The organism is Streptomyces sp. NPDC051364 (genome assembly GCF_040682115.1).
Taxonomy (GTDB): domain Bacteria; phylum Actinomycetota; class Actinomycetes; order Streptomycetales; family Streptomycetaceae; genus Streptomyces.
In genome coordinates this window covers 292,801-319,601 of record NZ_JBFBAH010000005.1, presented here as the reverse complement: position 1 = coordinate 319,601, position 26,801 = coordinate 292,801, and the positions used below count along the sequence as shown (strand labels likewise).

Genomic DNA, 26,801 nt, shown 5'->3' with positions numbered 1-26,801 from the left:
CGGGAGCCGGAGCCGGGAGCAGCAGGCCCCTACGCCGCGCGGGGCGCCTGCTCCAGGGTCTGGGTCATGTCCATCGACTGCTCGCCCTGCTGGGCGACGAGCCGGCCTGCCTGGACGATCTGGAAGTTGACCCGCCCGTTCACCATGCGCGGGAAGCCGGGGACGGCGCGCATGTCCTTGTAGCGCCAGCTCAGGTCCGGGGTCAGCCCGCCGGTCTTCACCGGCTCCGACTGGTTCAGCGCGCGCGCCACCTGGCGCGGCGTGACGTCCTCGCCGGACTTGAACCGCTTCAGCGTCTCGCTGAGCACGGTGTACGCGATCCAGGTGGTCTGCGTCCCGCTGTCGTCCGCGTCCACGGCGTCGTTGCCGAACGCATGATCGGAGATCACGTTCCGCATCTGCTCCCACAGCGGATCGGTCGACACCGGGTACCAGCTGGTGAGGTACGCGCCCTCGAAGGGGCTCTCCTTGCCGCCGGTGCGGTCGACCACGGCCTGGCTGACACTGCCCAGCACGGAGGAGATCTGCGGGTTCTTGTGTTTGTCGTCGACTCGGCGGAAGGCGTCGAAGAACGTCTCCGTGCGCTCGCCGAGGACGGCCGTGACGCAGCCCTTGTCCTTGCCGCCGGAGGAGTCGGCGAGCGCCTCGCGGGCCTGCGGCGTGTAGTCCGCGGAGTCCTCGGCGGCCCGGATGTCGTTGGCGTCGGGCATCTTGTTGGCCTTGAGCCCGGCGTTGAGCAGGAGCGGCATGGAGTCGCCCGCGAGGGTGTCCGGGCGGACGACGGCCACCTGGCTGCAGGCCCGGCCCAGCTGGTGCCCGGCGCCGGCGAGGAGCACGGGCTGACCGCCGTTGACGGGGTAGGAGAAGGGGCTCTGGAACTCCTCGGAGGAGACCCCGTACCCGCCGATGAAGGGGATGCCCTCGGCCTCCAGCGGGGCCATGAAGGCGCGCCCGTGCTGGCTGTACGAGCCGACGACCGCGACGGCCTTCTCGCTGATGGCCTTGCGGGCGCAGTCGGCGGCGCCGTTCGCGGTGTTCTTCTCGTTGCAGGTCAGTACGCGCAGTTTGTGACCGTTGATGCCGCCCTTGGAGTTGACCCAGGCCTCATAGGCTTTGGCCATGCCGGGCATTCCGGGCATGTTGGTCGCCTGGGTGCCCTGCGGCGCGAAGGTCATGACCGTGATGGTGCCCCCGGAGCCCCCCGGGCCTCCGGGGAGCACCCCGCATCCGGCGACGAGACACGTGCCCATCGCCGTTGCCAGCAGAGTGCGGGAGAAAGATGCCGTGCGTCGCCATTCGGTCATGTCCATGCACCCTTCCGCCCCGCGGGTAACTGGAAAATGAGATGGACACAACAAAGAGTGACGCGAAGGTGAATTGCAGGGGAGTGGTTGCGCACAGGCGCTTCAAGATCGCGCCGGCCGTGAACGTACGATCGAAAGCGTGACATTCGCCCAAGGTTCGAAGAACTCTTCCCGCCGCGGCGGCCGCTCCTCCACCATGGGCGGCATGCCCTTGAACGACATGCCGTGGTGGCGCTGGCGCAGCAACGTGCGCTCGGCGCTTCACATGCTTTCCGACCCGGTCTTCCACGAGGGGACCTGGCTCGCCGGTGTCGAGGGGTACGGGGACGTCACCGACGCCGTGTACCGGCTCGTCGAGGACACCTGGCTCGACAGCTGGTCCGCCGAGAAGTACGTCGGCACGATCTTCCGCGACTCCCAGGAGGCCACGCTCGTGGACCTCGCGGTGCTGCGGGTGCTGCGGATCCTGCACCAGGTCGGGCCCGACGCCCCCGTCTCCGCCTTCCTCGAGCACCACGCCTGGCCCGAGGCGGTACGCGCCGCGCGCGAGGCGCACGTACGGCTCGCGACCGCGGACGGGGACGAACCGGACGCCGCGCCCCAGTCGCTGGAACTGCTGAGGATCCTGACCCGCGCGGTGTGAAAGGCTGTCGGGTCATGAGCGACGACCCGCAGCCCCAGGCCCCCCAGCAGTACGTATTGACCCTGTCCTGCCCGGACAAGCAGGGCATCGTGCATGCCGTGTCCAGTTATCTGTTCATGACCGGATGCAACATCGAGGACAGCCGTCAGTTCGGCGACCACGACACGGGCCTCTTCTTCATGCGGGTCCACTTCTCGGCCGACGCTCCGGTGACGCTGGACAAGCTGCGGGCCAGCTTCGCCGCCATCGGGGACTCGTTCCGGATGGATTGGCAGCTCCACCGCTCCGAAGACCGCATGCGGATCGTGCTGATGGTGTCGAAGTTCGGGCACTGCCTGAACGACCTGCTGTTCCGTACGAGCATCGGCGCGCTGCCGGTCGAGATCGCGGCGGTGGTCTCGAACCACACCGACTTCGCCGATCTGGTCCGCTCGTACGACGTCCCCTTCCACCACATCCCGGTGACGAAGGACACGAAGGCGGCCGCGGAGACGCAGCTGCTGGAGCTGGTGCGGGCCGAGAACGTGGAGCTCGTGGTGCTGGCGCGGTACATGCAGGTGCTGTCGGACACCCTGTGCAAGGAGCTGAGCGGGCGGATCATCAACATCCACCACTCCTTCCTGCCGAGCTTCAAGGGCGCGAAGCCGTACCACCAGGCGCATGCGCGCGGTGTGAAGCTGATCGGCGCCACCGCGCACTATGTGACGGCCGACCTGGACGAGGGCCCGATCATCGAGCAGGAGGTCGAGCGGGTGGGCCACGAGGTGACGCCGGACCAGCTGGTGGCGATCGGGCGGGACGTGGAATGCCAGGCGCTGGCGCGGGCCGTGAAGTGGCACAGCGAACACCGTGTACTCCTGAACGGCACCCGCACGGTCGTCTTCGCGTAGCCGGATCCAGCCCCGTCGGCGCGCCGACGGGGCTGACGTTGCCTGACGCGGCACTAGAGGCGGCTCAGGGAGGCTGCTGCGAAGAGGACGTCGCGGATGGCTTCGCGGTCGCCGTGTTGGCCCACCGCGGCTTCCTCCGGGGAGATGTGGCCCGCAGCCAGCTGGCAGAACTCGGCGCCGTCCAGTGCGATCTGCGCCACCGTGTGCTCCGGCGACGGCTTCGCCGCCGGGGAGTCCAGCGCGATGTCCCAGCTGCCGCCGCCCGCGCCCTCGATCTCCAGGCGCAGGGTCCGGCCCGGGGCGCCCGCCGCGACCAGGCCGCGGGCCGGGGCCGCCAGGCCCGCCCGGCGCCGGTGGGCCAGCGCACTCGGCAGCAGCCGCGCCGCCAGGTCGATCATCCGGTTCAGGTGCGGCCCCGACGGCGGGTCGTACGGGTAGTCCACCGCCTCCGCGATGTCCCACGCATGCACCCAGCACTCGAAGGCCCGCTCCAGGAACGCGTCCCCGAGCGGCAGCGCGAAGGCCCCGTAGTCCACCGAAAGCTGCCCCACGCCCCGCCCCGCGAACGACACCGTCCGCACCAGCGTGTGGCCCTGTTCCCGCCACGGCTCGCGGATCTGCCGGGTGAGGGGCTGCGCGGCGGAGTTCCAGTAGTGCTCCGTACGGCCCGTCGCGTCCGACGGCGCATCCGGGCCCAGCGGATCGTCGAGGCCCAGCGCCGTCGCGACCATCCCGTCCACCGTGAGCAGGTGCCCGATCACTCCGGCCACCGTCGTCCGGCGGTACTGGCGCCGCTCCTCCTCGAACCACTTCAGCCGTACCGGGGTCTGCCACTCCGAGTCGCCGAAGTCCCGCAGCAGCGCGTCGAGCCGCGCGGTCTCCGTGTCGTACGGGCTCGCCCACACCGGCACCGGGATCCGGGCCGGCCGCTTGCCGAGGCAGTCCTCCAGCACCCGCGACCGCAGCAGCGGCTTGAGGTCCAGGCTCTCCTCCGGGTGCAGCAGGCCCACCGCGTCACGCAGCCGCAGCGCCTCCTCCGCGCAGGGCGCGCACTCGGTGAGGTGGTCCTCCACCGCCTGGGTCTCCTCGGCGGAGCACGCCGCGAGCGCCCACGCGCCGAGCAGGGACTTCAGCACGGCATGCGACCGCGGCGGCGGCAGCGGCGCAGCCGCCGGCTGAGGCTGCGGCAGCGGCTCCGGTGCGTGCCGCGGGTCGAGGTCGTCGGCGGCCCCGCGCGGACCCGGTATGCGCGGCGGACCGGCGGGGCGCTGCTCGTCGTATCCGTCGTCGGGCGGGTCGGCGGGGCCGTTCATCGGGGCGTTCCATATCCGGGCGGGCCGTATCCGGGCGGTGCGGCGTCCTCCTGCGGGAGGGCGTTGGCGGTCGACAGCAGCTGAAGCCCGAGGCGCAGCCGGCGCCGGGCCTCGTCCTCGCTGATCTGCAGGTCGGCGGCGGCCTGCCGGTAGTCGCGGCGTTTGAAGTACGCGAGTTCCAGCGCGGCCCGCAGCGGTGCGGGCATGGACGTGACGATGTAGTCCGCGCGGGCGGCGGCGCTGGCGCTGCGCACCTTCTGCTCGAGCTCCTCGCGCGAGCCGCGGCCCAGTTCGGCCTGGCGCAGCCGGGCCACCGCCTGGCCCTGGGTGATCCGGGCGACCCAGGACCGCATGGAGCCCTGCTTGGGGTCGTACGCGTCCGGGTTCTCCCAGATGTAGCCGAACACTTCGCGGGTGATCCGGTCCGCGGCCTTCTCGTCGCCGAGGACCCGGTGCGCCAGGCTGTGCACGAGCGAGGCGAAGCGGTCGTACAGCTCTCCGAGCGCGGCGGCCTCGCCGCGGGCGAGGCGCTGCTGCATGCGGCGGTCCCAGCGCGGTGGTACGTCCTTCGGCATAACTGCCCCCAGCCGTGTGTCGACGCATCGAATGTAATGGGCACAGGCGGGTTCGCGCCCGTTTTGGGGGAACCGGGCCCTGGAAGTGTGCCCTGCGTGATAGTCGGGTCGCGGGGTGTGAACGGTGGGGCGGGCCGCGGCACATGGGCACAGGTGTACGCGCCCCACCGCGCTCCCCGTGCGCGGGTTCGATGTGGCCACCTGCTTGACGACTTCGCTTAACGGGCAGGCCACGTAGGCCTTACGCTCCTGCCTTGTCTTGAACTGCACCCCACCGCACATGTGAAGGCGGAACGCCGAATATGGACAGCGCAGAATACGAGCGCAAGATCGCCGCCCGATTCGCCACCTTCGACCAGGACGGGAACGGATATATCGACCGGGAGGATTTCAGCGCGGCCGCGAAGGCGGTGCTGGCCGAATTCGGCACCACCGCGCGGTCGGACAAGGGCCAGGCCCTCTTCGCAGGTGCGGAGGCGTTCTGGCAGGGGATGGCCGGGATCGCGGACGTCGACGGGGACCAGCGGGTGACCCGGGAGGAGTTCATCACCGGGGCGGCGAAGCGGCTGCGGGACAACCCGCAGCGGTTCGCGGAGATCGCGCGGCCGTTCCTGCACGCGGTGATCGCGGTGGCGGACGAGGACGGCCGCGGCCCGACCCCGGACGCGGCGGCCCGCGTCCTGCGCGTCCTGGGCACCCCGGCCGAACTGGCCGGCCAGGTGGCGACGGCCCTGGACGGCGACGGCGACGGCCGCATCTCGGAGGAGGAGATCCTGTCGGCCTTCGCGGGCTACTGCGGGGTCGAGGCGCCGGACGCGTAGCCGGCCGTCCGGAACCCGGACCACCGTGCGGCCGGTGCGCCGCACGGCGGTCCGAAGGCATGCCCCGGGGCATGCCCCGAGGCCGGGCCCCGGGACCACTCCCTAGGCGAAGCGTTCGCGGAGTTTGTACTTCAGGACCTTGCGCAGGGCGTCGTTGCGGGGGAGGACGTCGACCAGTTCCAGTTGTTCGGGGAGTTTGTGGGGGGACAGGCCCTGGGCGCGGAGGTGGGCCGTCAGTTGCGGCAGGGTCAGGGGGGCCGTGCCCGCCGGCTGCTCCACCACCGCGCAGACGCGTTCGCCGCGCTCCGGGTCCGGGAGGCCGATCACGGCCACGTCGCCGACGCCCGGGAGCAGGTGCAGGAGGTCCTCGATCTCCTTTGCGGAGATGTTCTCGCCCTTGCGGATGATCACGTCCTTGCTGCGGCCGGTGAGGACGAGGTAGCCGTCCCGGGTCAGGTGGCCGAGGTCGCCGGTGATCAGGTAGCCGTCGGCGTCGAAGGCGTCCGCCGGGGTGTCCCGGTTGAGGTAGCCCTGGCAGACCGCCTCGCCGCGCAGCCGGACCTCGCCGTCCGTCTCCGGGGGCAGTACCTCCCCGTCCGGGGCCGTGATGCGGATCGACATGCCCGCCGGGGGGCGGCCCTCCGTCGTGGCGAGGTGCTCCGGGGTGTCGTCGGGGGCGCCCATGGTGATCATCGGGACCTCGGTCATGCCGTAGCCGTGGGTCAGCCGGCAGCCCAGTTCGCGCACGACCGCGTGGTAGATCTCGGGCGGCTTCGGGGCGCCGCCGCCCGCGAGGAGGCGCAGGGTGGGGATGAGCCGTACGCCCGGGTCCTTGCGTTGTTCTGCGAGGAACATCGAGTAGAAGGCTGTGGAACCGCCGGCCACCGTGACCCCGTGGCGCCGGTAGCCGGCCAGCGCGTCCGGCATCGCGAACTTCTCGAAGAGGACCGCGGGGAAGCCGTACAGGAGCAGCATCACCAGGTAGTCCGGGCCGCCTATGTGCGCGTACGGGAAGGCCATCGAGCCGACGTCGGCCGGGCTCAGGCGCAGGGCGTGGGCCAGGCAGGAGCCGCCCGCGATCAGTGAGCGGTCGGTGTGCAGGACGCCCTTGGGGTCCGAGGTGGTGCCGGAGGTCCAGTAGATCCACCGGACGTCCGTCCCGTTGCCGGGCGGTGGGGGCAGTACGGCCGGATCGCCCGTCGGCAGGGCCTCGTACGCCTCGAAGACGCCGCGCGCGCCGAGCCGCCCGGCCATCGCCGTGTGGTCGAAGCCCCGCCAGGCGCCCGGTACGGCGAAGAAGTCGGCCTTGGACTCGCGCAGCGCGAAGCCCACCTCGCGGTCCCGGTAGAAGGGGATCACCGGGGTCTGGACGGCGCCGATCCGGGCGAGGGCGAGGGAGAGCAGGACCGTCTCGATCCGGGTGGGCAGCTGCCAGGCGACGACCGTGCCGGGCCGTACGCCCCTCCCGTACAGCCCTGCCGCGACCTGCTCGGAGCGGTCGCGGAGCTCGGCGAAGGTAAGCGTCCGGTCGTCGGCGGGGTCGTCGGCCGCCTCGATCAGCACCGTGGCGCCGGGGCTCAGCTCGGCCCGCCGTACGACCAGCTCCCAGAGGGTGGGGGACCGGCCGAGCCGTATCGCGATGTCCCTGCTGTCCGCCATCCCAGCCTCCAGTAGCTGACGGTGAGTCAGATCAAGCGGAGAGCGTAGGGCTCCGGCGCTTGTCGGTCCAGGGGTGGCGGAGCTAGCTTGTTTCTGACGATCCATCAGATTCGGCTTCGGATCCGGATCGGGATTCAGGTTCGGATTCCGATCCGGATCCATCGGCTTGCGGCGAGGGGACACCATGGAACTGCCTCGGATCATCAGCGTCGACGACCACGTCATCGAACCCGCGCACCTCTTCGACGTCTGGCTGCCGGCCAAGTACCGCGACCGCGGGCCCAAGGCGCTCACCGCGGGCATCGGCGAGCTCGAGTACACGGGCGGCAAGTACGTGATCTCCATGGACCCCGACGGCCCGCCGACCGACTGGTGGATCTACGAGGACCTGAAGTTCCCGTACAAGCGCAACATCGCCGCCGTCGGCTTCGACCGCGACGACATGACCCTGGAGGGGATCACGAGGGAGGAGATGCGGCGCGGCTGCTGGGACCCCAGGGCCCGCCTCGCCGACATGGACCTCAACCACGTCGAGGCGTCGCTGTGCTTCCCGACGTTCCCGCGCTTCTGCGGCCAGACCTTCGCGGAGGCCCACGACAAGGAGGTCGCCCTCGCCTGCGTGCGCGCGTACAACGACTGGATGGTCGAGGAGTGGTGCGGCGACAGCGGCGGCCGGCTGATCCCGCTGTGCATCATCCCGCTCTGGGACATCGACCTGGCCGTCGCCGAGATCCGCCGCAATGCCGCCCGCGGGGTGCGCGCCGTGACCTTCTCCGAGATCCCCACCTACCTCGGGCTCCCCTCCATCCACTCCGGCTACTGGGACCCCTTCTTCGCCGTCTGCCAGGAGACCGGGACCGTCGTCAACATGCACATCGGGTCCAGCTCCCAGATGCCGGCCGCCTCCCCCGACGCGCCGCCCGCCGTCCAGGCCTCGCTCAGCTTCAACAACGCCATGGCCTCGATGATGGACTTCCTGTTCAGCGGGGTGCTGGTGAAGTTCCCGACGCTGAAGCTGGCGTACAGCGAGGGCCAGATGGGCTGGATCCCGTACGCCCTGGAGCGCGCCGACGACGTGTGGCAGGAGCACCGCGCCTGGGGCGGGGTCCGCGACCTGATCCCCGAGCCGCCGTCCACGTACTACTACCGGCAGATGTTCTGCTGCTTCTTCCGCGACAAGCACGGCATCGCCTCGCTCGACGTCGTCGGCCGCGACAACGCCACCTTCGAGACCGACTACCCGCACGTCGACTCGACCTTCCCGCACACCAAGGAGGTCGCCCTCGACCATGTGAAGGGGCTGGACGACGAGACGATCTACAAGCTGATGCGCGGAAACGCCATCCGCATGCTCGGCCTGGACCTCGTCTGATGGATCTGACCTACACCGACGAGGAGCAGGAGTTCCGCGCCCGGCTGCGCGCATGGCTCGCCAAAGCGCTGCCCGAGCTGCCCGCCAGGCCGTCCCCCGACGACTGGCCCGGCCGCCGCGCGTACGACGCCGGCTGGCAGCGGCGGCTGTACGACGCCGGGTACGCAGGACTGCACTGGCCGGTCGACGCGGGCGGGCGCGGGGCCACCCCGACCCAGCACCTGATCTTCCTGGAGGAGACCGAGCGCGCCGGGGCCCCGTACGTCGGCGCCAACTTCGTCGGACTGCTGCACGCCGGACCGACCATCGCCGCCGAGGGCACCGCGACGCAGCGGGCGCGCTGGCTGCCGCCCGTACTGCGCGGGGACGAGGTGTGGTGCCAGGGGTTCAGCGAGCCCGGCGCGGGCTCGGACCTGGCCTCGCTGCGCACGCGCGCCGTGCGCGACGGCGACGACTACGTGATCACCGGCTCGAAGATCTGGACCTCGCACGCGGAGGTCGCCGACTGGTGCGAACTGCTCGTACGGACCACCCCCATCAGCGAGGCGGCCCCGAAACACCGTGGGATCTCCTGGCTGGCCATGCCCATGGGCGCCCCCGGGGTGACGGTCCGGCCGCTGCGCACCCTCGCGGGGTCCACGGAGTTCGCGGAGATGTTCCTCGACGAGGTCCGGGTGCCCGTCGCGAACCGGGTCGGGGCGGAGAACGACGGCTGGCGCGTCACCATGGTCACCCTCTCCTTCGAGCGGGGCACGGCCTTCGTCGGCGAGGTCGTCGCCTGCCGCCGCACCCTGGGCGAGCTGGCGCGCACCGCGAAGGCGAACGGCCGGTGGGACGATCCGGTGCTGCGACGCCGGCTCGGGCGGCTGTACGGGGAGTTCGGCGCCCTGTGGCGGCTCACCCACTGGAACGTCAGCGAGTCCGAGAGGACCGGCGGGGTCCCCGGCATCGGCGGGTCCGTCTTCAAGCTCGCCTACTCGCACGCGCGGCAGGAGCTGTACGACACGGCGGCGGAAGTCCTGGGGGCGGACTCCCTCGCGCTGGACGAGGAATGGGTGCTCGGCCGGCTCTCGTCCCTCTCGTACACCATCGCGGCGGGCACCTCGCAGATCCAGCAGAACATCGTCGCCGAGCGGATCCTCGGCCTCCCGAAGGGCCGGTGAGGGCCGTGGACTTCCGGTTGACCGAGGAGCAGCAGGATCTGCAGGCCGGCGTACGGGGCCTGCTGGCGGGCCGGTACGGGCGCGAGGCGCTGCGGGCCTCCGTGGACTCGGGCGGAGCCCTGGACCGGGCGCTGTGGCGGGAGCTCGGCGAGGCCGGGTTCTTCGCGCTGCGGCTCCCGGAGGCGGAGGGCGGGGTCGGGCTCGGGCTGCCGGAGGCGGTCCTCGTCTTCGAGGAGGCCGGGCGGGCGCTGCTGCCGGGGCCGCTGGTCGCCACGCACCTGGCGGCCGGGACGGTACCGGGGGCGGCGGCGGGCACCGCGGTGGTCACCGCCTTCGACCTGGGCGACCTGCGCGGGGGCGGCAGGCCGCTGGTGGCCCACCTCGCGGACGCGGACGCGGTGCTCGGTACGCCGTTGCTCCCTTCGGGTGAGCCGGTGCGCTCGGCGGACCCCCTCACGCCGCTGCACCGGGTGGCGGCGCCGGGTAGCGCGGCTGCGACGTACCGCGACGAGGGCGCGCTGCTGACGGCCGCCCTCCAGACGGGCAGCGCGCTGCGCACGGTGGAGCTGGCGGTGCGGTACGCGCAGGAGCGCGAGCAGTTCGGGCAGCCGATCGGGGCGTTCCAGGCGGTCAAGCACCTGTGCGCGCAGATGCTGGTGCGGGCCGAGGTGGCCCGTACGGCGGTCTACGCGGCAGCGGTGACGGCGGACCCGGCGGAGGTGGCCGGGGCCAAGCTGCTGGCCGACGGGGCAGCCGTGCGCAATGCCCGGGACTGCCTGCAGGTGCACGGCGGGATGGGCTTCACGTGGGAGGCCGATGTCCATCTGCACCTCAAGCGGGCCTGGGTGCGGGCCGAGCAGTGGCGGACGGCGGGGGAGGCGGAGGAACTCCTCGCCGAAGAGCTCCTCGCGGCCGAGCTGCTGACCGCCGGGGGGTAGCTCGCTGTCACGAAGGGGGCGGAACGGGGCACGGTCGGGACGAACCGGGACGCATGTCCGATTACGGAGAGTTGATATCGGTTTGTGTCCTTGGCCCGCCTCATTGCGGCCCGGAGTCGGGGGCCTGCTCCGGTACGCTCCCGGGAATGCGAGCGGTTGAGCGGCGCGAGCGTCGCGCAGTATGCACCACGCCTACTCCTTCGCGCTGGAATATGCCCGAAGCGCTTGTTGTGGTGACTGTATGTCAACCATGCTGCTCCGCAAGGGGATCACACTCGGTGATCCCATCCTGTCGCGAGGCGAAGTGTCCGCCGGTTCGGATGGTGTGAGCGGTGCAGGTGCTTCAGGTTCAGCTGGAGGTAGGACCGGATCCCGCCGAGGTCGGCCGGGCCCGCCGCTGGGCGCGGTCCCGGCTGGCCGGGTCGGGCATAGGGGACGACGAACCGCTCGCCGAGACGCTGATCCTGCTGATCTCCGAGCTGGTCACCAACGCCGTCGTGCACACCGGCTGCCCGGCCGTTCTGCGGATGCTGTTCGGGGAGCCCGGGGTGCGCGTCGAGGTCGCCGACGCCAGCTCCCGCGGCCCGGCCCGGCGGCAGGCCGCCGGGGACGACACGGGCGGGCGCGGGCTCGAGCTGGTGGACGGGCTGGCCGACCGCTGGGGCTGGCAGCACGAGGGCGCGGGCAAGCGGATCTGGTGCGAGATCGACCGCGCCGACAAGCCCGCGGACTGCGCACCCGAGCGGGGTGAAGGCTCGAACAGAGTATGCGGGTCCGACGCGGGAACCGCGCGTGTACCTCTAACGAGGTGTTGACGGTTCGTCAACTGTTGATCACCCTTGTACTGAGCGGTTCGTCGCGAGGGGACGCCAAGGGCAGACCTTGACGAGTGCGGGTCGCGGGGTGGCGGCTGCCGTGCCGCGCTCGGGGCGTGCACGACCGCGCGCCGCCACCCGCTGGACCGCGCCGCCTTCACCGGGGCGGCGTGACCAGCCCCATCTCGTACGCCTTGATCACCAGTTGCACCCGGTCCCGGGCGTCGAGCTTCGTCAGCAGCCGCGCCACGTGCGATTTCGTCGTCGCCACCGTGATGAACAGGTCCTGCGCGATCTCGCTGTTCGACCGGCCCCGCCCCACCAGGGTCAGCACCTCCTGCTCCCGGCTCGTGATCGCCGGGGCGCGCTCCGGGGCGGGCGCCGGCACCGCGGCGAAGTCGGCTATCAGGCGGCGCGTCACGCCCGGCGCGATGAGGGCGTCGCCGGCCGCGACCACGCGCACCGCCGCGAGGATGTCGTCCAGCGCCATGTCCTTCACGGCGAAACCGCTCGCGCCGGCGCGCAGCGCCCCGTACACGTGGTCGTCCTCGTCGAACGTGGTCAGGATCAGCACGCGGGAGGCGCCGGGGCCGGCCGTGATCCGGCGGGTGGCCTCGATGCCGTCCATCTCCGGCATCCGGATGTCCATCACCACGACGTCGGGGGCGAGCTCTGCGGTCAGCCGGACCGCCTCGGCGCCGTTCGCGGCCTCGCCCACGACCTCGAGGTCCGGGGTGTCGGCCATCAGGACGCGCAGCCCCGACCGCACCAGGGGCTGGTCGTCGGCGAGCAGTACGCGGACGCTGCTGCTGCCGCTCATCGCTTCTCCTCCCGTTCCCGTACTACGGACTGCTCCGGCTCCGGCTGCTCCGGCTGTTCGAGGGGCAGGACCGCCGCCACCCGGAAGCCCCCCGCCGGGAGCGGCCCGGCCTCGAACCGGCCGTTCAGCAGGGCGGCGCGCTCCCGCATGCCCGTGAGGCCGAATCCGGCGCCGGCCGGGCCGTCTTCCGGGATGCCCCGCCCGTCGTCCGTGATCTCCAGGGCCAGTTCCTGGCGCCCGTACACGATGCCCACCCGGCAGCCGTCGGCGTGCGCGTGCCGGACCACGTTGGTCAGGGCCTCCTGGACGATACGGAACGCGGCCAGCTCGATGTCGGCCGGCAGCGGGCGCCGCTCCCCGGCCCACACCACGTCCACGCGTACGCCCGTATCGCTCGCGGCGGTCGCGGCCAGCCGCTCGATGCCGTCCAGGCCCGGCGCGGGCGCCGCCGACACCGGCTCGCTGCGGCGCAGGGCGACCAGCGTGCGGCGCAGGGCGGCGAGGGTCTCGCGGCTGGTGGCCTCGATGGCCCGGAGGGCCTCGCGGGCCTGCGCGGGCTGCGTCTCGATGACCCGGCTGCCGACCCCGGCCTGGATGGCGATCACGCCGATGCTGTGGGCGACCATGTCGTGCAACTCGCGGGCGATGCGCAGCCGCTCGTCGGTGAGGGCCTGCTCGGTGGAGCGGGCCTGCGCCTGCGCGGCGGCCTCGCGGCCGCGCCGTACGGAGTCCCCCATCAGCCAGGCGAGGACGACGATCGGCAGCTGGCTCTGGGTGAGGACGCGGGCGGAGCCGGTCACGGGCAGGGCGAACTGGGCGGTGAGCAGCAGCAGGACGGTGATGCTCACGGCCGACAGGGTCACCCGGCGCGACCGGGTGGCCGCGACCACGCCGAGCGCCACCGCGGCGGGCAGCACCATGGCGGGGGTGAGTGCGGGCGTGCGGCCGAGGAAGAGGATGAGGTAGGTGCCGACGAGCATCAGGCCGAGGGTGGTGAGCGGCGCCCGCCGCACCAGGAGGGCGCCGGTCAGCACGCCGGTGATCGCGAGGAGCGGCCCCACTTCGAAGATCCCGTCCCCGGTGCCGAGGGGCACGCGGAACGCGAGGTTCGACAGCACGAGGGTGCCCAGCCCGGCGCCCGCCCAGAGGGCCGCGGTCTGCCACCGGAAGGCGGGCCGATCCCTGCCCATATGCCCTGATGAGGTGTCCATGCCGCGACCCTAGCGACCGTGCGCGGCAGTGGCATCGGCCTGCGGGATGCATCCCGCAGGCGGGTGTGGGGCCCGGTGGTAACGAGGCATTCCACTTCGAGGACAATTGGGGACGCACCGATGTTACTCAGCAGTAGGAGCAAGCGCGTTGAATCAGGACAGGCGTCGCCAGGCCGAGGAATTCCTGCAGCCCGACGAGCAGTTGATCGCCGTATGTGCCTGCGAACCGGGTCCGGGCGTGCCGAGCCCTCCGGAGGACCTGCTCGCGCCGCCGGAGCCGGCGGCGCTCGGCCGGCGGATCGAGGAGAAGCTCCCGCGCTCCCTCCAGCAGCTCTTCAAGGCCCGCGCACACGATCCACGCCGGGATTCGGCCGACCGCATCCCCGGCCCGGCGGACGGCAAGGGCATGGAGGGCGGCTGGCAGAGCGCGGCCGGCCGGTTCCTGATCGGCCGCGCCAACGCGCACGGCTCGGCGACGGACGTCCTCGTGGTGACGGACCGGCGCTGGTTCGCCCTGACGGACGTCTCGCCGCTGTGGCAGTCGACGCCCGAGATGAGGCAGTACTGGGAGGTCCCGCGATCGGCGATCACCGTCGTCCGCGCGAACTCGACGGGCCTGCTCCAGCTGGGCCGCATGAACATCGAGTTCGCCGACCTTTCCTGGGTCGCCGTCGCCGCCCTGACCCCCGCCGAGGCCCCCGCCTTCGCAGCAGCCGCAGCCCGCTACCGCTGAGGCACCGGCTGCGGGCAGACCGGTGAGGGTGGCCGCTTCGGCGGGCGCGGGGGTGGCGACGGTTCCGGCCAAGGCGAGAGCGGCACCGTATGCGCCCGCTGTCGCGACCCGCTTCGGCCGCCCCGACTGCCGGTTCGTTGCCCCGGCCATCGGGCCGGGGCAACCACCGTCAGCGCTCAGGCGGGTTACTCCGGTCCGGCCCCGGTGATCACCGCGAAGGTGCCGCCCTGGGGGTCGGCGAGGACGGCCATCCGGCCGGCTGCCATGTCGAACGCCGGGGCTTTGACGCTGCCGCCGGCCCGCTCCGCGGCCGCCTGGATGCTGTCGACGTCGTCGACGGCGAAGTACGGCAGCCAGTGCGGCGGAAGCCCGGTCGGCATCGAGGCGAGGTCCATCATCCCGCCGATCGCGCGACCGCCGACCGTGAACTCCCTGTAGCCCTCGGCGCCCGGCATCTGCGACTTCGCCGTGCCCATCGGTAGTACGGCGGAGTAGAACGCGGCGGCGGCGTCGGTGTCGCCGGTGCTCAGCTCGTTCCAGATCAGCGCGCCGTGCTCGTTGACGATGCCCGCGCCGGGGAAGGTGCCGTACTGCCAGAGGCCGACTGCGGCGCCGGTCGGGTCGGTGATGACGGCCATCCGTCCGAGGTCCATGACGTCCACCGGGCCCATCATCACCGAGCCGCCCGCGTCGGTGACCGTCTTGAGGGTGGCGTCGACGCCGTCGGTGGCCAGGTACGTGGTCCACGCGGTCGGCGGCATCGGGTCGGGCACCGTCCCGTCCGGGTTGGAAGCGCGCATGATTCCGGCGACCGGCTTGCCCTTGAGGGTGCAGACGGAGTAGCCGCCGGTCTCCGCCGGGCCGATCTCCCCCTGCCAGCCGAACAGGTCGCGGTAGAAGTCGAGGGCGGCCTGCTGGTCGGGGACCATCAGGTCGATCCAGCAGGGGGTGCCTGCCTGGTAGGGGCCGTTCATGTCGGGCACGGATGCCTCCGGGGCTGCCGATGGGGGATGGACGGCCCGGTCCCTACCCAGCCCCCACCGGCCGAACCGGGCCGTACGGCTGAATGCGCTCAGAGGACGGCCACCGGGGCGACCGGGGTGCCGACGCCTCCGACGAAGGGCTCCGGCATGGCCGAGAGGAGGAAGCTGTACCGGTTTTCTTCTGCACAGGCTGTGGACAACTTTTCGAGGTTCCAGTTCTGGCCCTGGTGCATGCCCATCTCGACCAGGTCCAGCGCATGCACCGGCAGCCACAGGTTGTCGATCTCCGGCGGGAAGATCTCGAAGGTCAGGGTGTCGTTCGCCACCGCTGCCACGTCACGCGCGTGGAACCACTCCGGCGTACGGACGGACAGCCCGGGCGACGGGAAACCGTAGCCGTGCTTGTCGCCCGCCAGGTAGACCTGGATCTGGCCGGTGCGGACCAGGACGATGTCGCCCGCCCCGACCGTGACCCCGCCGAACTCCTCCGCCTCCGCCAGGTCCTCGGGGGTCACCGCGTGGCCCCCGGGAAGCCGGTCCAGGCCCTTCGCGCGGGCCACGTCCAGCAGGACGCCCCGCGAGACGATGTGCCCGGCCTTGTCGATGCCGCTGAACTCGGCCCGCCCGTGCGCCGTCACGGTCCCGGCCGGGCGGCCGTTGTAGATCTTCCCGGAGTGCGAGACGTGCGTGAGCGCGTCCCAGTGGGTGCCCGCCTGGAGCCCCATGGTCACGGCGTCGTCGCTGCACGCCACCGTGCCCGGCCCGAACAGCTCCTGGTTGATCTGCACCATCGTGTGCAGCGGGTTGATCCGGCCGGGGATCAGGCCGGCCTGGACCCCGTCCTCCTTGAGCGGCAGCGCGAGCGGGATCCGGCGGCCCGAACGGACCTCGGCCGCGGCCGCCTTCACGACCTCGTCGGTGATCAGGTTCAGGGTGCCGATCTCGTCGTCGGCGCCCCAGCGGCCCCAGTTGTTGACGCGTTTGGCGATGTCGTGGAACTCGGGGGGCATGCCCATGGATCTCATCAGCTCCCTGTGGATGCGAGACGAACTGGGGCTTGTGCTCTCGTGTCTGACTGCCCATAGAATCTAACGGTCCGTCAGAAAACGCGGGAAGGGGTCGGGCGTGGGGAACTTCTTGGCAGGCAAGGTCGTGGCCGTCACCGGCGCGGGCCGGGGCATCGGGCGGGCCGTGGCACTCGCCGCGGCCGCCGAGGGCGCCAAGGTCGTCGTCAACGACTACGGAGTCGGCATCGAGGGCGGGGAGCCGACGAGCGAGATCGCCGACGGCGTGGTGAAGGAGATCCAGGCCGCCGGCGGCGAGGCCGTCGCCGTCGCCGACGACATCTCCACCATGGCGGGCGGCCAGCGCATCGTCGACACGGCCCTCGCCCGGTACGGCCGTATCGACGGCGTCGTGTGCGTCGCCGGCATCCTGCGCGAGCGGATGCTGTTCAACATGTCCGAGGAGGAGTGGGACCCGGTCGTCGCCACCCACCTCAAGGGCACCTTCACCGTCTTCCGCGCCGCGTCCGCCGTCATGCGCCGCCAGGGCTCCGGCACCCTCATCGGCTTCACCAGCGGCAACCACCAGGGCTCCGTCGCCCAGGCCAACTACAGCGCCGCCAAGGGCGGGATCATCTCCCTCGTCCGCTCCGCCGCGCTCGGGCTGGCCAAGTACGGGGTCACCGCCAACGCCGTCGCACCCGTCGCCCGCACCCGCATGTCGGCGAACGTCCCCATGGAGCTCAAGGAGATCGGCGAGCCCGAGGACGTCGCGGCGCTTGTCACCTACCTGCTCTCCGACAAGGCCGTCGCCGTCGCCGGCGAGAAGATCACCGGGCAGGTCTACACGATCGCCGGCCCGAAGATCGCCGTCTGGGCGCAGCCGCGCGAGCTGCGCGCCGGCTACGCCGAGGGCTCCTGGACGCCCGAGAAGATCGCCGACTTCCTGCCCGGGACGGTGGGCACCGACCCGATGCCGATGCTCGCGCAGCTGGAGGCCATGGCCAAGGCGGCGGCCGCCAAGGACCGCCCCAACGCGTAGGGGAGCCCTGACGACATGGACTTCAGCTTCGGCGCCGAGGACGAGGAACTGCGCGCCCGCGCCCGGGCCTGGCTCACCGAGCACCTCGTGGGCCCGTACGCGGACGCACTCGGCCTCGGCGGGCCCGGCAGCGAGCACGAGGGGGTCGACGCCCGGCGCGCGTGGGAGCGCGAGCTGGGCCGCGGCGGCTGGATCGGCCAGGGCTGGGAGGCCGAGGGGTACGGCAACCGGCGGCTCTCCCTCACCGGCCAGGTCGTCTGGGCCGAGGAGTACGCGGCGCTGCGCGCCCCCGGCCGGGTCGGCCACATCGGCGAGAACCTCCTCGCGCCGACCCTGATCGCGTACGGGTCCCCGGAGCAGCGGGACCGCTTCCTGCCCGGCATCGCGCGCGGCGAGGAGCTGTGGTGCCAGGGGTACAGCGAGCCGGGCGCCGGATCGGACCTCGCGGGGATCCGTACGACGGCGGTACGGGACGCGGCCGATGGCCTGTTCCGCGTCACCGGGCAGAAGATCTGGACCTCGCTGGCCCGGGACGCGGACTGGTGCTTCGTGCTGGCCCGCACCGAGCCCGGCTCCCGGCGCCACCACGGGCTGTCCTTCCTGCTCGTACGGATGGACCAGCCGGGGCGGGTCGACGTCCGGCCGATCCGCCAGATGTCGGGGACCTCGGAGTTCAACGAGGTGTTCTTCGACGGGGCGGTGGCGGCGGAGGCCGTCGGCGGGGAGGGCAACGGCTGGACCGTGGCCATGGGCCTGCTCGCCCTGGAACGCGGGGTCTCCACCCTGGTCCAGCAGATCGGGTTCGCGGCGGAGCTGGAGCGCGTGCTCGGGGCCTACGTGGCGGAGGGCGCGGCCCCGGGCCCGGGGGATCCCGTACTGCGCGAGCGCCTCGTACGGCAGTGGGCCGAGCTGCGCACGATGCGCTGGAACGCCCTGCGGACGCTGGGCACCGCCGCAGACCCGGGCGCGCCGAGCGTGGCCAAGCTGTTGTGGGGCGGCTGGCACCGGCGGCTCGGCGAGCTGGCGGTGGCGGTCCGCGGAGCCGCGGCCTCCGCCGGGCCGGCGGCGTGGGCGCCCGGCCTCCCGTACGAACTCGGACTCGACGAGGAGCAGCGCCTGTTCCTGTTCACCCGTGCCGACACGATCTACGGCGGCTCGGACGAGATCCAGCGGAACATCATCGCCGAGCGCGTGCTCGGCCTGCCTAAGGAGCCCAGGTGAGAGGCGTCGTGTTCGACGGCAAGCAGGCCCAGGTGGTCGAGGACCTCGAGATCCGCGACCCGGGTCCGGGGGAGGTGCTGGTCGCGATCGCGGCGGCCGGGCTGTGCCACAGCGACCTGTCGGTGATCGACGGGACGATCCCATTCCCGCCGCCGGTGGTGCTGGGGCACGAGGGCGCGGGGGTGGTGGAGGCGGTCGGGTCCGGAGTGACGCACGTGGCGCCGGGCGATCACGTCTCCCTGTCGACCCTGGCGAACTGCGGCGCCTGCGCGGACTGCGACCGGGGACGGCCGACCATGTGCCGCAAGGCGATCGGGATGCCGGGGCAGCCGTTCTCGAGGGGTGGGAAGCCGCTGTTCCAGTTCGCGTCCAATTCGGCCTTCGCCGAGCGGACGATCGTCAAGGCCGTCCAGGCGGTGAAGATCCCGGCCGGCATCCCGCTGACCTCGGCGGCGCTCATCGGCTGCGGTGTCCTGACCGGCGTGGGGGCCGTACTGAACCGGGCCCGGGTGGACCACGGCGAATCGGTGGTCGTCATCGGCACGGGCGGCATCGGGCTCAACGTGCTGCAAGGGGCCCGGATCGCGGGCGCGACCACCATCGTGGCGGTGGACGCGAACCCGGCGAAGGAAGCGGTGGCCCGGCAGTTCGGGGCCACGCACTTCATCGACGCCTCGGCCGTGGCCGACTCCTCGGCGGCGGTCCGCGAGATCCTCCCGACGGGCGCCGACCATGCCTTCGAGTGCGTGGGCAACGTCAAGCTGATCCGCCAGGCCGTCGACCTCCTGGACCGGCACGGACAGGCGATCCTGCTCGGGGTCCCGGGCTTCAAGGAGGAAGCCTCGTTCCAGGTCTCGTCCATGTACCTGGACAAGACCATCATGGGCTGCCGGTACGGCTCCTCCCGCCCGCAGCGGGACATCGCCCTGTACGCCGAGCTCTACCGGCAGGGGAAGCTGCTGCTCGACGAACTCGTCACGGAGACCTACCCGATCGAGGACTTCGCGAAGGCCGTGGACGACGCCCGGCACGGCCGGGTGGCGAGGGGCGTGCTCACGTTCTGAGGCGGGGCCGCTGACCGCGGCTCTCGGCCGCCCTGAGGGCCAACTCGGCTAACTCCGAGCCGAGTTGGCCAACCTCGCCACGGGAGCCCGATACTGCGTGCGGTCGAACGGGGGCAGGGTTGCGGCGATCACCGTCGGAGCGTTCGACACCGCCACCTCCGCGTTCAAGGGTGACGCCGTCGTGTGGGGCGCCGGGCCTCCTCGTCCTGAGCTCCTGAGCTCCTGGGTTACTCGGCGGCGAGGCGGCCGAAGCGGCCCTTGTGGAAGAGCAGCGGCTCGCCCTCGCCGGCCGCGCCCATGGCCTCGACCCGGCCGACCACGATCAGGTGGTCCCCGCCGGTGTGCACGGCGTGGATCCGGCAGTCGATCCAGGCGGGCACGGCCTCGAGCTGTGGTGACCCGGTCACGGGGGCGGGGGTGTGGGTGATCCCGGCGAACTTGTCGGCGCCGCTGACGGCGAAGGCCCGGCACAGCCCGCCCTGCTCGGCGCCCAGGATGTTGACGCAGAACACCCCGGCGCGGGCGATCCGCGGCCAGGTGGTCGAAGTACGGGCCACCATGAACGTGACCAGGGGCGGGTCGAGGGACAGCGACGCGAAGGACTGGCAGGCGAAGCCGGCCGGGCCCTCCTCGCCGTCGGCGGGCGGGGCGGTGATGACGGTGACACCGCTGGCGAAGTTCCCGAGCACGGCCCGGAACTCGGCGGGGCTGACGGGCGCGCGCTCGTCGTCGCCGACGGCCCGCAGCTCTGGGCGCGGCAGCGCATCGACGTGGCCGGCATCCGGGTCCTGCTCCGGCGGGGCGGAGGTGGGGGAGCCGACTGACCTGAGGTATCGGACGACGGTGGCCGCCATCCCTGCGTGTCCCATCACGTCAACGATTGAAGCTGACGGTCCGTCAGATTGGAAGGGGCGCGGGCGGGCGACTCGGAAATCGGAAAGGTGTATCGTCCCCATCGATTGAACGTGTTCAATTGTAGTGGGGGGTGGGGGCCATGGTGTTGCCAGAGGTGCACGAGGGGCCGGCCGAGCGGGGCGGGAGGCGGTCGCCTCTGGCGACCGGGTCGGAGCTGGCCTTCATGGCACAGTTCATCGTGGCGGGAGCGGTCTTCCTCGCCACCTCCGGCATGCGCGACGACCACGGCCTCGGCATCGACTCCGGTGTCTTCGCCGCGATTCCCGTGCTGCTCCTCGCGGTGGTCCTGGCCGCGTACCTGCACCGGGTGCTGTTCACCCTGCCGGTGATGGCGCTGACGCGAGCGCTGGGAAGCCGACGGCATGCAGCTGGTCGAGCGGGACGGGCTGTGGGACTCGTGCTCGGGGTCCGGGACGTGGAAGTTCGAGCCGCGGCGCGCATCCGGCGGCCTCTTCCACCGCGGGCCGCGGGACCGGGTCACGCTCTCGATCGAGGGCTGCGGCAGCATGCGCGACTGGCAGGTGGCCGGCACGGCGGAACGGCCCGAACTGTTCTGCGTCATCGGCGATCCGGAGGACCTCCACCCCCGCTACGCCGTCATCCTGCACCGCGTGTAGCGCGGGCGGGCGGGGCGGGGGAGGGGCGGGGAGCACGGGGAGGGCGGGGCCGCGCCGTTCGCCCGTACGGGTGAACCACTGCCCTCCCGGGACCCTTACGCCGGACAGCCCCGCGGGAGGTCGGCATCGTGGCCCCCGGCCATGATCCACCCGTATTCCAGGAGGACCCGCATGCTCGGCACCGATTTCCGTATCGGATCACCCGTCTGGCTCGACCTCGGCAGCCCCGACACCTCCGGTGCCGTTGCCTTCTACACCTCCGTCTTCGGCTGGGCGTTCAGCGACCTGGGGCCCGATGCCGGCGGGTACGGGTTCTTCCAGGTGGACGGCAAGACCGTCGCCGCGCTCGGGCCGCTCACCGAGGACGGGGCGAAGACCGCCTGGATGGTCCACTTCATGAGCCCGGACGTGCACGCCACGGTCAAGGCCGTCCAGTCCGGCGGCGGGAAGATCCGGATGGAGCCCATGGACGTCATGGGCGAGGGCTGGCTCGCGCAGGCCACCGACCCGCAGGGCGCCGAGTTCGCCCTCTGGCAGCCCGGGAAGACCGCCGGGTTCGGGCTGGCCTCCGCCGAGAACACCCTGGTCTGGGCGGAGCTGCACGTACCCGACCCGGCCGCGGCCGTCTCCTTCTACAACGGCGTCTTCGGCTGGCGCAGCCAGGACATGGAGGCGCCCGGGATGACCTACCGGGTACTGAGCCTCAAGGACGGCGACCAGCAGCAGACCTCGTTCGGCGGGATCGCACCCATGGGCGAGGGCGCGGGCGGCGGCGTCGAGAAGCCGCGCTGGGTGCCGTACTTCAACGTCGCGGACGTCGACGCCACCGTCTCCCGGGCGAGCGGGAACGGCGGGTCGGTGCTCATGCCCGCGGCGGACGTGCCCGACGTCGGCCGGATCGCATGGGTGGCGGACCCGTACGGCGCGGTGTTCGCCCTGCTGAAGCCCAACCCCCAGATGTGAGCGGCGCGCCGGCTACCGCCCGAGGTACTTGGGGGAGCGGCGCTCCACGAAGCTCGCCACGCCCTCGTTCGCGTCGGCGGTGGTCATGTTGATCTCCTGAGCGGTGGCCTCGGCGGCCAGTGCGGCCGCCCGGCCACCGTCCAGCGAGGCGTTGACCAGTTGCTTCGTCAGCGCGAGGGCGCGGGTCGGGCCCTGCGCGAGGCGCTCCGCCCACTCCCGGGCGGTGGTCTCCAACTCATCGGCCGGAACGACCCGGTTGACGAGGCCGAGCCGTTCGGCCTCGGCCGCCGGGACGGCGTCGCCGAAGAACATCAGCTCCTTGGCCTTCTGCGGGCCGACCAGGCGCGGGAGCAGGTACGCGCCGCCGCCGTCGGGGACCAGGCCGCGGCGGACGAACACCTCGATGAAGCGGGCCGGTTCGGCGGCGATGACGAGGTCACAGGCGAGGGCGAGGTGGGCCCCGATGCCGGCGGCCGTGCCGTTGACGGCGGCGAGGACCGGCTTCTCGCAGTCGAGCACGGCGGTGATCAGGCGCTGCGCGCCGAGCCGGATCATGCGGGCGACGTCGCCCGCGACCCTTTCGCCTGTTGCGGCGGGCGCGCCGCGCAGGTCGGCGCCCGCGCAGAAGCCCTTGCCGGTGGCGGTGACGACGACGGCCCGCACGGCGGGGTCGGCCGATGCCTCGGCGAGGAGGGTGATGACGCGTTCGCGCTGGTCCCAGGTGACGGCGTTCATGGCCTCGGGGCGGTTGAGGGTGATCCACGAGACGCCGCTCTCGATGCGGTGCAGGACTTCGTCGGCGGGACTGCCGGTCATACGGTGAACTCCCGTTCGGAGTGAGGGCGGTTGATGTGGATCGCCGGTTCCCTGGGGCTCCGCCCCGGACCCCGCGCCTCAAACGCCGGCGGGGCTGGATCTGCTGCGCAGATCCAGCCCGCGCGGCGTTTTCGGGAAGGGGCGGGGCGGGGAGACGGCTCCGCGCAGCGGCGGGGCCTGCGGCGGCGTCAGCGGCAGATGGCGAGCGCGTCCAGCGCCACCGCTCCCTGCCCGCGCGGGAGCACCATCAGCGGGTTGATGTCCAGCTCGGACAGGACTCCGCCCAGCTCCAGCGCCATCCGCTGCACCCGCAGGACGACCTCGACCAGCGCGTCCACGTCCGCCGGCGGCGCCCCCCGGACCCCCTCCAACAAGGCGTGCCCGCGCAGCTCGGTCAGCATCGCCCGCGCCTGGTCCTCGCCGAACGGGGGGACCCGTACCGCCGCGTCGTGGAGGACCTCCACCAGGACCCCGCCCAGGCCCACCGTCACCGTCGGGCCGAAGAGGTCGTCCTGGGTGACGCCGACGACCATCTCCACCCCCCGCTCCACCATCTGGCAGACCAGGATGCCGTCGAGCGGGACGTCCTCGTAGCGGGCGATGTCCGTCAGCTCCCGGTACGCGTCGCGGATCTGGCTCGCCGAGGTCAGGCCCATCTTCACCAGGCCCAGCTCTGTCTTGTGGGCGAGCTGCGGCCCCGAGGCCTTCATCACCACCGGGTAGCCGACCAGGCCGGCCGCCCGTACCGCAGCCGCCGCGCTGGTCACGAGCTGCTCGCGGGGGACCCGTATCCCGTAGGCCCGCAGCAGCTGCTTCGCCGCGTGCTCGCTGAGCTGCTGGCCCGGCCGCATGAGCGCCTGCGCCTTGCGGTACGAGGGGGACGGGGTCCGCGGCGCGTCCTCGAAGGGGGAGCGGTAGGCGGCCGTGAACCGGTGGTGGCCGAGGTAGGCGCGGACGGCGGTGATGCAGTTGCCGAACGTACGGAACGTGGCGACGCGGGAGGAGCCGAGCAGGGTGGTGCGGTAGGCCTCCTCGGTGCCGACCGGGGAGCCCCAGATGACGCAGACGAGCTTGTCCGAGGCCTCGGCCGCGTCCACCAGGTCCTGCGCGAGCTTGTCGCTCATGGGCGGGAAGGGGCCGGTGATCGGGCAGATCAGCACGCCCACCGCCGGATCGGCGAGGATCGCGTCGATGATCTTCCGGCCGCGCCAGTCGCCGACCGGGTGGCCGCCGTTGTCGACGGGGTTGGTGACGTTCAGGTACTCCGGGATCCACTGGTGGAGCTCGTCCTGCTTGGCCTGGGAGAGGGGCGGCAGGCTGAGCCCGGCCTCGGTCGCCAGGTCGGAGAAGTGGGCTCCGGTGCCGCCCGAGATGGAGTACACGACGACCCCGTCGGCCAGCGGTTTACGGGCCCGGGCGAGCAGGGCGGCGGTGTCCTGGAGCTCGTCCAGCCCGTCGACGCGGATGACGCCGAACTGCCGCATCGCGGCGTCCACGACGGTGTCGGCGCCGGTCAGCTTCCCGGTGTGGGAGGCGGCCATCCGGGCGCCGGTCTCGGTGCGGCCGACCTTGACGGCGACGACGGGGACCCCGTTGCGGGCGGCCCGGTCGGCGGCCAGGAGGAAGGACCGGCCGTCCTTGAGGCCCTCCACGTAGCAGGCGATGGCGCCGACCTCGGGCTGCTCGGCGAAGTAGGAGATGAAATCGGAGGTCTCGAGGTCGGCCTCGTTGCCCGTGGGAGCCCAGTGGGAGAGCCGGATGCCCAGTTCCTGGAGGGTATAGACGGGCCTGCCCTGGTGGCCGGACTGGGTGATCAGGGCGATCGCCGGGCCGTCGAGGTCGTCGCGGAACTTCTCGAAGGCGTTGAGGTTGGTGTTGGGGCCGAGGAGACGGAGGCCCGACCGCCGGACCGCGGCGGCGAGCCGGGCCTGGGCGGCGGCGCCGGCGTCTCCGGTCTCGGCGAAGCCGGAGGCGAAGGCAACGGCGAACTTCACCTTGGCCTCGGCCAGTTCCTCGATCACCGGCAGCGGATCGCCGACGAGGAGGACGGCGAGGTCCACCTGCTCGGGCAGGTCGGCCACGGACGCGTGGCAGGCCAGCCCGAAGACGGTGGGGCGGGTGGGGTGCACGGGGTGGATCCGGGCGCCGACGCGCTCCGCCCAGGCGATGAGCTGGCGGGTGATGCCGGTGTTCGGTCTGCCCTCGGCGTCGGAAGCGCCGATGACGGCCACGGACTCGGGCCGGAAGAACCGGTCCAGGTCGGGGACATCGGAGTGCAGGGGCCGTCCGCTGACGTCCACCGCGACCGTGTCCGCGGCGGACGGCACCGCCGTGGAGTGGACGGCCGTCCTGGGGGACTCCCCGCAGGCCTCGACACGTGCGCGGAAGTCGGTGGTGAGGGTGCCGTGAGTAGATCCAAGCATCGTTCCGCCCGCTCCTGCTCGATGAACCTCAATAACTGACGCGTAGTCAGATTACTGAACTGACGTGCCGTCAGGAACAGTGCTGCGTAGGAAAGCTGGTGGAGGTGATGTGTGGAACGGTCCCAGATCCCGGCGGGACGGGTCCAGGACCGGATTCGGCCTGTTCTGCGGGAGACAGGAGAAGGCGACCGGAAAGCGCGGCCCGGCGGCTACGCGAGGGGGTCGACCGGGCGGAGGCCCGTGTCCGGGAGGGGCTCGGCCGGCGGGAGGCCCGTTCGGGGGCCGAGCCGGCGGGACAGGGCCTTGGCGATCTTCTCGGCGTCCAGGGCCATCTCGCGGAACATGCCGCTGATGGGGTTGGTGAAGCCGGTGAAGTACAGGCCGGGGGCCTGCGCGGGCGTGCGGGTGCCGTGCGTACGGGGCCGCCCGCGCCCGTCGAGTACGTCCAGGTGTCCGACCAGGCTCTCCAGGCCGCGGCGGTATCCGGTGGCCGCGACCACCGCGTCCGGGGTGATCCGCGAACCGTCCGCGAGCACCACCTCGGCGCCCTCGAAGGAGGCGACGGCGGCGACCGGTTCGACCCTGCCCGTGCGCACGGCGTCGATCAGGCCGACGTCCTGGACCGGGATCGCACCCTCCTTGACCCTGCTGTACAGGCCGGCGCCAGGGCGGGGGAGCCCGTACGCCGTCAGGTCGGGGACGGACACCTTGGCGACGAGCGCGCCGAGCCGGTCCACAAGCCGTACGGGCAGCCGGCGCACCAGGATCCCGGTGCGCTGTGCGGGCCAGCCCGCGGTGGAGCGGCGCACGATGTGCGGGGCGGTGCGCACGGCGAGCCGCACCCGCGCGGCACCGCCCTCGGCCAGGTCGACGGCTATCTCGGCGCCGGTGTTGCCGGTGCCGACGACGAGCACGTCCCGGCCCTCGAAGGGCTCGGCGTTGCGGTAGTCGCGGGCATGCAGCAGCTGCCCGGCGTACGCGTCGCGGCCCGGCCGGTCGGGCAGCGCGGGCGTGTGGTTGAACCCGGTGGCGACGACGACGGCCCGGGCGTCGAGCACCCGCCCGCCGGTGGCGTGCAGGAGCCAGCCGTCCCCGCCGGGGGCGGGGTCGATCCGGGTCACCTCGACGCCGGTGACGAGCTCCAGCTCGTGGAACTCGGCGTACTTCTCGAGGTATCGCACCACGTCGTCGCGCGAGACCCACCGGCCGAAGCGGCGCGGCATGGCCAGCCCGGGGAGGGCGGAGAGCCGGCGCGTGGTGTGCAGGTGGAGGCGGTCGTAGTGGTTCCGCCAGGAGGTGCCGACCTCGTCGGACTTCTCGACGACCACCGCGCGGACCCCGCGGGCGCGCAGCGCGGCGGCTGCGGCGAGGCCGCCGGGGCCGGCGCCGATCACGTACACCGGGCGGGGCTGGGTGGTCAAGTCGGGGGATGTGGGGACTCCGGGCATGAGGAGTGATCGTATCGACACACAGCGTTGATGGGTCTCGGACAAGGA

Annotated in this window: 25 protein-coding genes; 13 read left to right on the top strand and 12 right to left on the bottom strand. The window is 72.2% G+C overall.

The window, feature by feature from the left end; genetic code table 11:
• Positions 1 to 29 precede the first annotated feature (29 nt).
• Complete coding sequence (locus AB0M76_RS13560; RefSeq protein WP_365953024.1) at positions 30 to 1,175, bottom strand: ABC transporter substrate-binding protein; 1,146 nt, start codon at positions 1,173 to 1,175, stop codon at positions 30 to 32.
• Positions 1,176 to 1,500: 325 nt separating this feature from the next.
• Here AB0M76_RS13560 and AB0M76_RS13555 point away from each other — a divergent pair, with 325 nt between their 5' ends.
• Positions 1,501 to 1,947, top strand: coding sequence for a hypothetical protein (locus AB0M76_RS13555; RefSeq protein WP_266672935.1), 447 nt, complete (start codon positions 1,501 to 1,503; stop codon positions 1,945 to 1,947).
• Positions 1,948 to 1,961: 14 nt separating this feature from the next.
• Positions 1,962 to 2,837: a formyltetrahydrofolate deformylase gene (purU, locus tag AB0M76_RS13550; RefSeq protein WP_365953023.1), complete on the top strand. Its 876-nt coding sequence runs from the start codon at positions 1,962 to 1,964 to the stop codon at positions 2,835 to 2,837.
• A 53-nt stretch (positions 2,838 to 2,890) separates the two neighbouring features.
• Here the strand turns inward: purU and AB0M76_RS13545 are convergent, their stop codons facing one another.
• Both AB0M76_RS13545 and AB0M76_RS13540 read right to left on the bottom strand, forming a co-directional pair.
• The gene (locus tag AB0M76_RS13545) at positions 2,891 to 4,150 is read right to left on the bottom strand and encodes a zf-HC2 domain-containing protein (protein WP_365953022.1); all 1,260 of its coding nucleotides are present in this window, start codon (positions 4,148 to 4,150) and stop codon (positions 2,891 to 2,893) included.
• The gene (locus AB0M76_RS13540; RefSeq protein ID WP_053786492.1) at positions 4,147 to 4,725 is read right to left on the bottom strand and encodes a sigma-70 family RNA polymerase sigma factor; all 579 of its coding nucleotides are present in this window, start codon (positions 4,723 to 4,725) and stop codon (positions 4,147 to 4,149) included. The genes AB0M76_RS13545 and AB0M76_RS13540 overlap by 4 nt, the downstream gene beginning before the upstream one ends.
• A gap of 302 nt (positions 4,726 to 5,027) precedes the next feature.
• Between AB0M76_RS13540 and AB0M76_RS13535 the strand changes: the two genes are divergently transcribed.
• Entirely contained in the window at positions 5,028 to 5,546 is a 519-nt protein-coding gene (locus tag AB0M76_RS13535) for an EF-hand domain-containing protein (protein ID WP_365953021.1), read from the top strand.
• A 102-nt stretch (positions 5,547 to 5,648) separates the two neighbouring features.
• Here AB0M76_RS13535 and AB0M76_RS13530 read toward each other — a convergent pair whose 3' ends face one another.
• Positions 5,649 to 7,205: an AMP-binding protein gene (locus AB0M76_RS13530; RefSeq protein WP_365953020.1), complete on the bottom strand. Its 1,557-nt coding sequence runs from the start codon at positions 7,203 to 7,205 to the stop codon at positions 5,649 to 5,651.
• Positions 7,206 to 7,389: 184 nt separating this feature from the next.
• Between AB0M76_RS13530 and AB0M76_RS13525 the strand changes: the two genes are divergently transcribed.
• From AB0M76_RS13525 to AB0M76_RS13510, 4 genes are all read left to right on the top strand, one after another.
• Complete coding sequence (locus tag AB0M76_RS13525; protein WP_365953019.1) at positions 7,390 to 8,577, top strand: amidohydrolase family protein; 1,188 nt, start codon at positions 7,390 to 7,392, stop codon at positions 8,575 to 8,577.
• The gene (locus AB0M76_RS13520) at positions 8,577 to 9,740 is read left to right on the top strand and encodes an acyl-CoA dehydrogenase (protein ID WP_365953018.1); all 1,164 of its coding nucleotides are present in this window, start codon (positions 8,577 to 8,579) and stop codon (positions 9,738 to 9,740) included. Before AB0M76_RS13525 ends, AB0M76_RS13520 begins: the two co-directional genes overlap by 1 nt.
• A 5-nt stretch (positions 9,741 to 9,745) precedes the next feature.
• Positions 9,746 to 10,678 (top strand): acyl-CoA dehydrogenase family protein, encoded by a 933-nt coding sequence (locus AB0M76_RS13515; RefSeq protein ID WP_365953017.1) that lies wholly within the window; start codon positions 9,746 to 9,748, stop codon positions 10,676 to 10,678.
• 332 nt (positions 10,679 to 11,010) lie between these two features.
• Entirely contained in the window at positions 11,011 to 11,493 is a 483-nt protein-coding gene (locus tag AB0M76_RS13510) for an ATP-binding protein (protein ID WP_365953015.1), read from the top strand.
• Positions 11,494 to 11,650: 157 nt separating this feature from the next.
• On the opposite strand, the gene AB0M76_RS13505 is transcribed toward AB0M76_RS13510, so the two are convergent.
• Together AB0M76_RS13505 and AB0M76_RS13500 are read right to left on the bottom strand one after the other, a co-directional pair.
• On the bottom strand, positions 11,651 to 12,313 hold the full coding sequence (locus AB0M76_RS13505) for a response regulator transcription factor (RefSeq protein ID WP_365953014.1): 663 nt from the start codon (positions 12,311 to 12,313) through the stop codon (positions 11,651 to 11,653).
• Positions 12,310 to 13,524 (bottom strand): sensor histidine kinase, encoded by a 1,215-nt coding sequence (locus AB0M76_RS13500; protein WP_365953013.1) that lies wholly within the window; start codon positions 13,522 to 13,524, stop codon positions 12,310 to 12,312. Before AB0M76_RS13500 ends, AB0M76_RS13505 begins: the two co-directional genes overlap by 4 nt.
• A gap of 148 nt (positions 13,525 to 13,672) precedes the next feature.
• On the opposite strand from AB0M76_RS13500, the gene AB0M76_RS13495 reads away from it, so the two are divergent.
• The gene (locus AB0M76_RS13495) at positions 13,673 to 14,257 is read left to right on the top strand and encodes a hypothetical protein (protein WP_365953012.1); all 585 of its coding nucleotides are present in this window, start codon (positions 13,673 to 13,675) and stop codon (positions 14,255 to 14,257) included.
• 185 nt (positions 14,258 to 14,442) lie between these two features.
• On the opposite strand, the gene AB0M76_RS13490 is transcribed toward AB0M76_RS13495, so the two are convergent.
• Complete coding sequence (locus AB0M76_RS13490; protein WP_365953197.1) at positions 14,443 to 15,231, bottom strand: VOC family protein; 789 nt, start codon at positions 15,229 to 15,231, stop codon at positions 14,443 to 14,445.
• Positions 15,232 to 15,329: 98 nt separating this feature from the next.
• Complete coding sequence (locus AB0M76_RS13485; RefSeq protein ID WP_365953011.1) at positions 15,330 to 16,256, bottom strand: cyclase family protein; 927 nt, start codon at positions 16,254 to 16,256, stop codon at positions 15,330 to 15,332.
• A 109-nt stretch (positions 16,257 to 16,365) separates the two neighbouring features.
• Between AB0M76_RS13485 and AB0M76_RS13480 the strand changes: the two genes are divergently transcribed.
• From AB0M76_RS13480 to AB0M76_RS13470, 3 genes are read left to right on the top strand one after another with little or no spacing between them, the layout of a single operon-like run.
• A complete protein-coding gene (locus tag AB0M76_RS13480; protein WP_266666119.1) occupies positions 16,366 to 17,286 on the top strand; it encodes an SDR family oxidoreductase in 921 nt (306 codons plus the stop codon).
• Between the two features lie 15 nt (positions 17,287 to 17,301).
• Positions 17,302 to 18,507 (top strand): acyl-CoA dehydrogenase family protein, encoded by a 1,206-nt coding sequence (locus tag AB0M76_RS13475; protein ID WP_365953010.1) that lies wholly within the window; start codon positions 17,302 to 17,304, stop codon positions 18,505 to 18,507.
• A complete protein-coding gene (locus tag AB0M76_RS13470) occupies positions 18,504 to 19,571 on the top strand; it encodes a Zn-dependent alcohol dehydrogenase (RefSeq protein ID WP_365953009.1) in 1,068 nt (355 codons plus the stop codon). Before AB0M76_RS13475 ends, AB0M76_RS13470 begins: the two co-directional genes overlap by 4 nt.
• 227 nt (positions 19,572 to 19,798) lie before the next feature.
• Here AB0M76_RS13470 and AB0M76_RS13465 read toward each other — a convergent pair whose 3' ends face one another.
• Complete coding sequence (locus AB0M76_RS13465) at positions 19,799 to 20,425, bottom strand: flavin reductase family protein (RefSeq protein ID WP_365953196.1); 627 nt, start codon at positions 20,423 to 20,425, stop codon at positions 19,799 to 19,801.
• 423 nt (positions 20,426 to 20,848) lie between these two features.
• Between AB0M76_RS13465 and AB0M76_RS13460 the strand changes: the two genes are divergently transcribed.
• Together AB0M76_RS13460 and AB0M76_RS13455 are read left to right on the top strand one after the other, a co-directional pair.
• Positions 20,849 to 21,103, top strand: coding sequence for a hypothetical protein (locus tag AB0M76_RS13460; protein ID WP_365953008.1), 255 nt, complete (start codon positions 20,849 to 20,851; stop codon positions 21,101 to 21,103).
• Between the two features lie 171 nt (positions 21,104 to 21,274).
• A complete protein-coding gene (locus AB0M76_RS13455) occupies positions 21,275 to 22,066 on the top strand; it encodes a VOC family protein (protein ID WP_365953007.1) in 792 nt (263 codons plus the stop codon).
• Between the two features lie 12 nt (positions 22,067 to 22,078).
• Here the strand turns inward: AB0M76_RS13455 and AB0M76_RS13450 are convergent, their stop codons facing one another.
• From AB0M76_RS13450 to AB0M76_RS13440, 3 genes are all read right to left on the bottom strand, one after another.
• A complete protein-coding gene (locus AB0M76_RS13450; RefSeq protein WP_365953006.1) occupies positions 22,079 to 22,882 on the bottom strand; it encodes an enoyl-CoA hydratase-related protein in 804 nt (267 codons plus the stop codon).
• Positions 22,883 to 23,070: 188 nt separating this feature from the next.
• Positions 23,071 to 25,305: an acetate--CoA ligase family protein gene (locus AB0M76_RS13445; RefSeq protein WP_365953005.1), complete on the bottom strand. Its 2,235-nt coding sequence runs from the start codon at positions 25,303 to 25,305 to the stop codon at positions 23,071 to 23,073.
• A 209-nt stretch (positions 25,306 to 25,514) separates the two neighbouring features.
• Positions 25,515 to 26,753, bottom strand: a complete 1,239-nt coding sequence (locus tag AB0M76_RS13440; RefSeq protein ID WP_365953004.1) for an NAD(P)/FAD-dependent oxidoreductase — start codon at positions 26,751 to 26,753, stop codon at positions 25,515 to 25,517.
• Positions 26,754 to 26,801 lie beyond the last annotated feature (48 nt).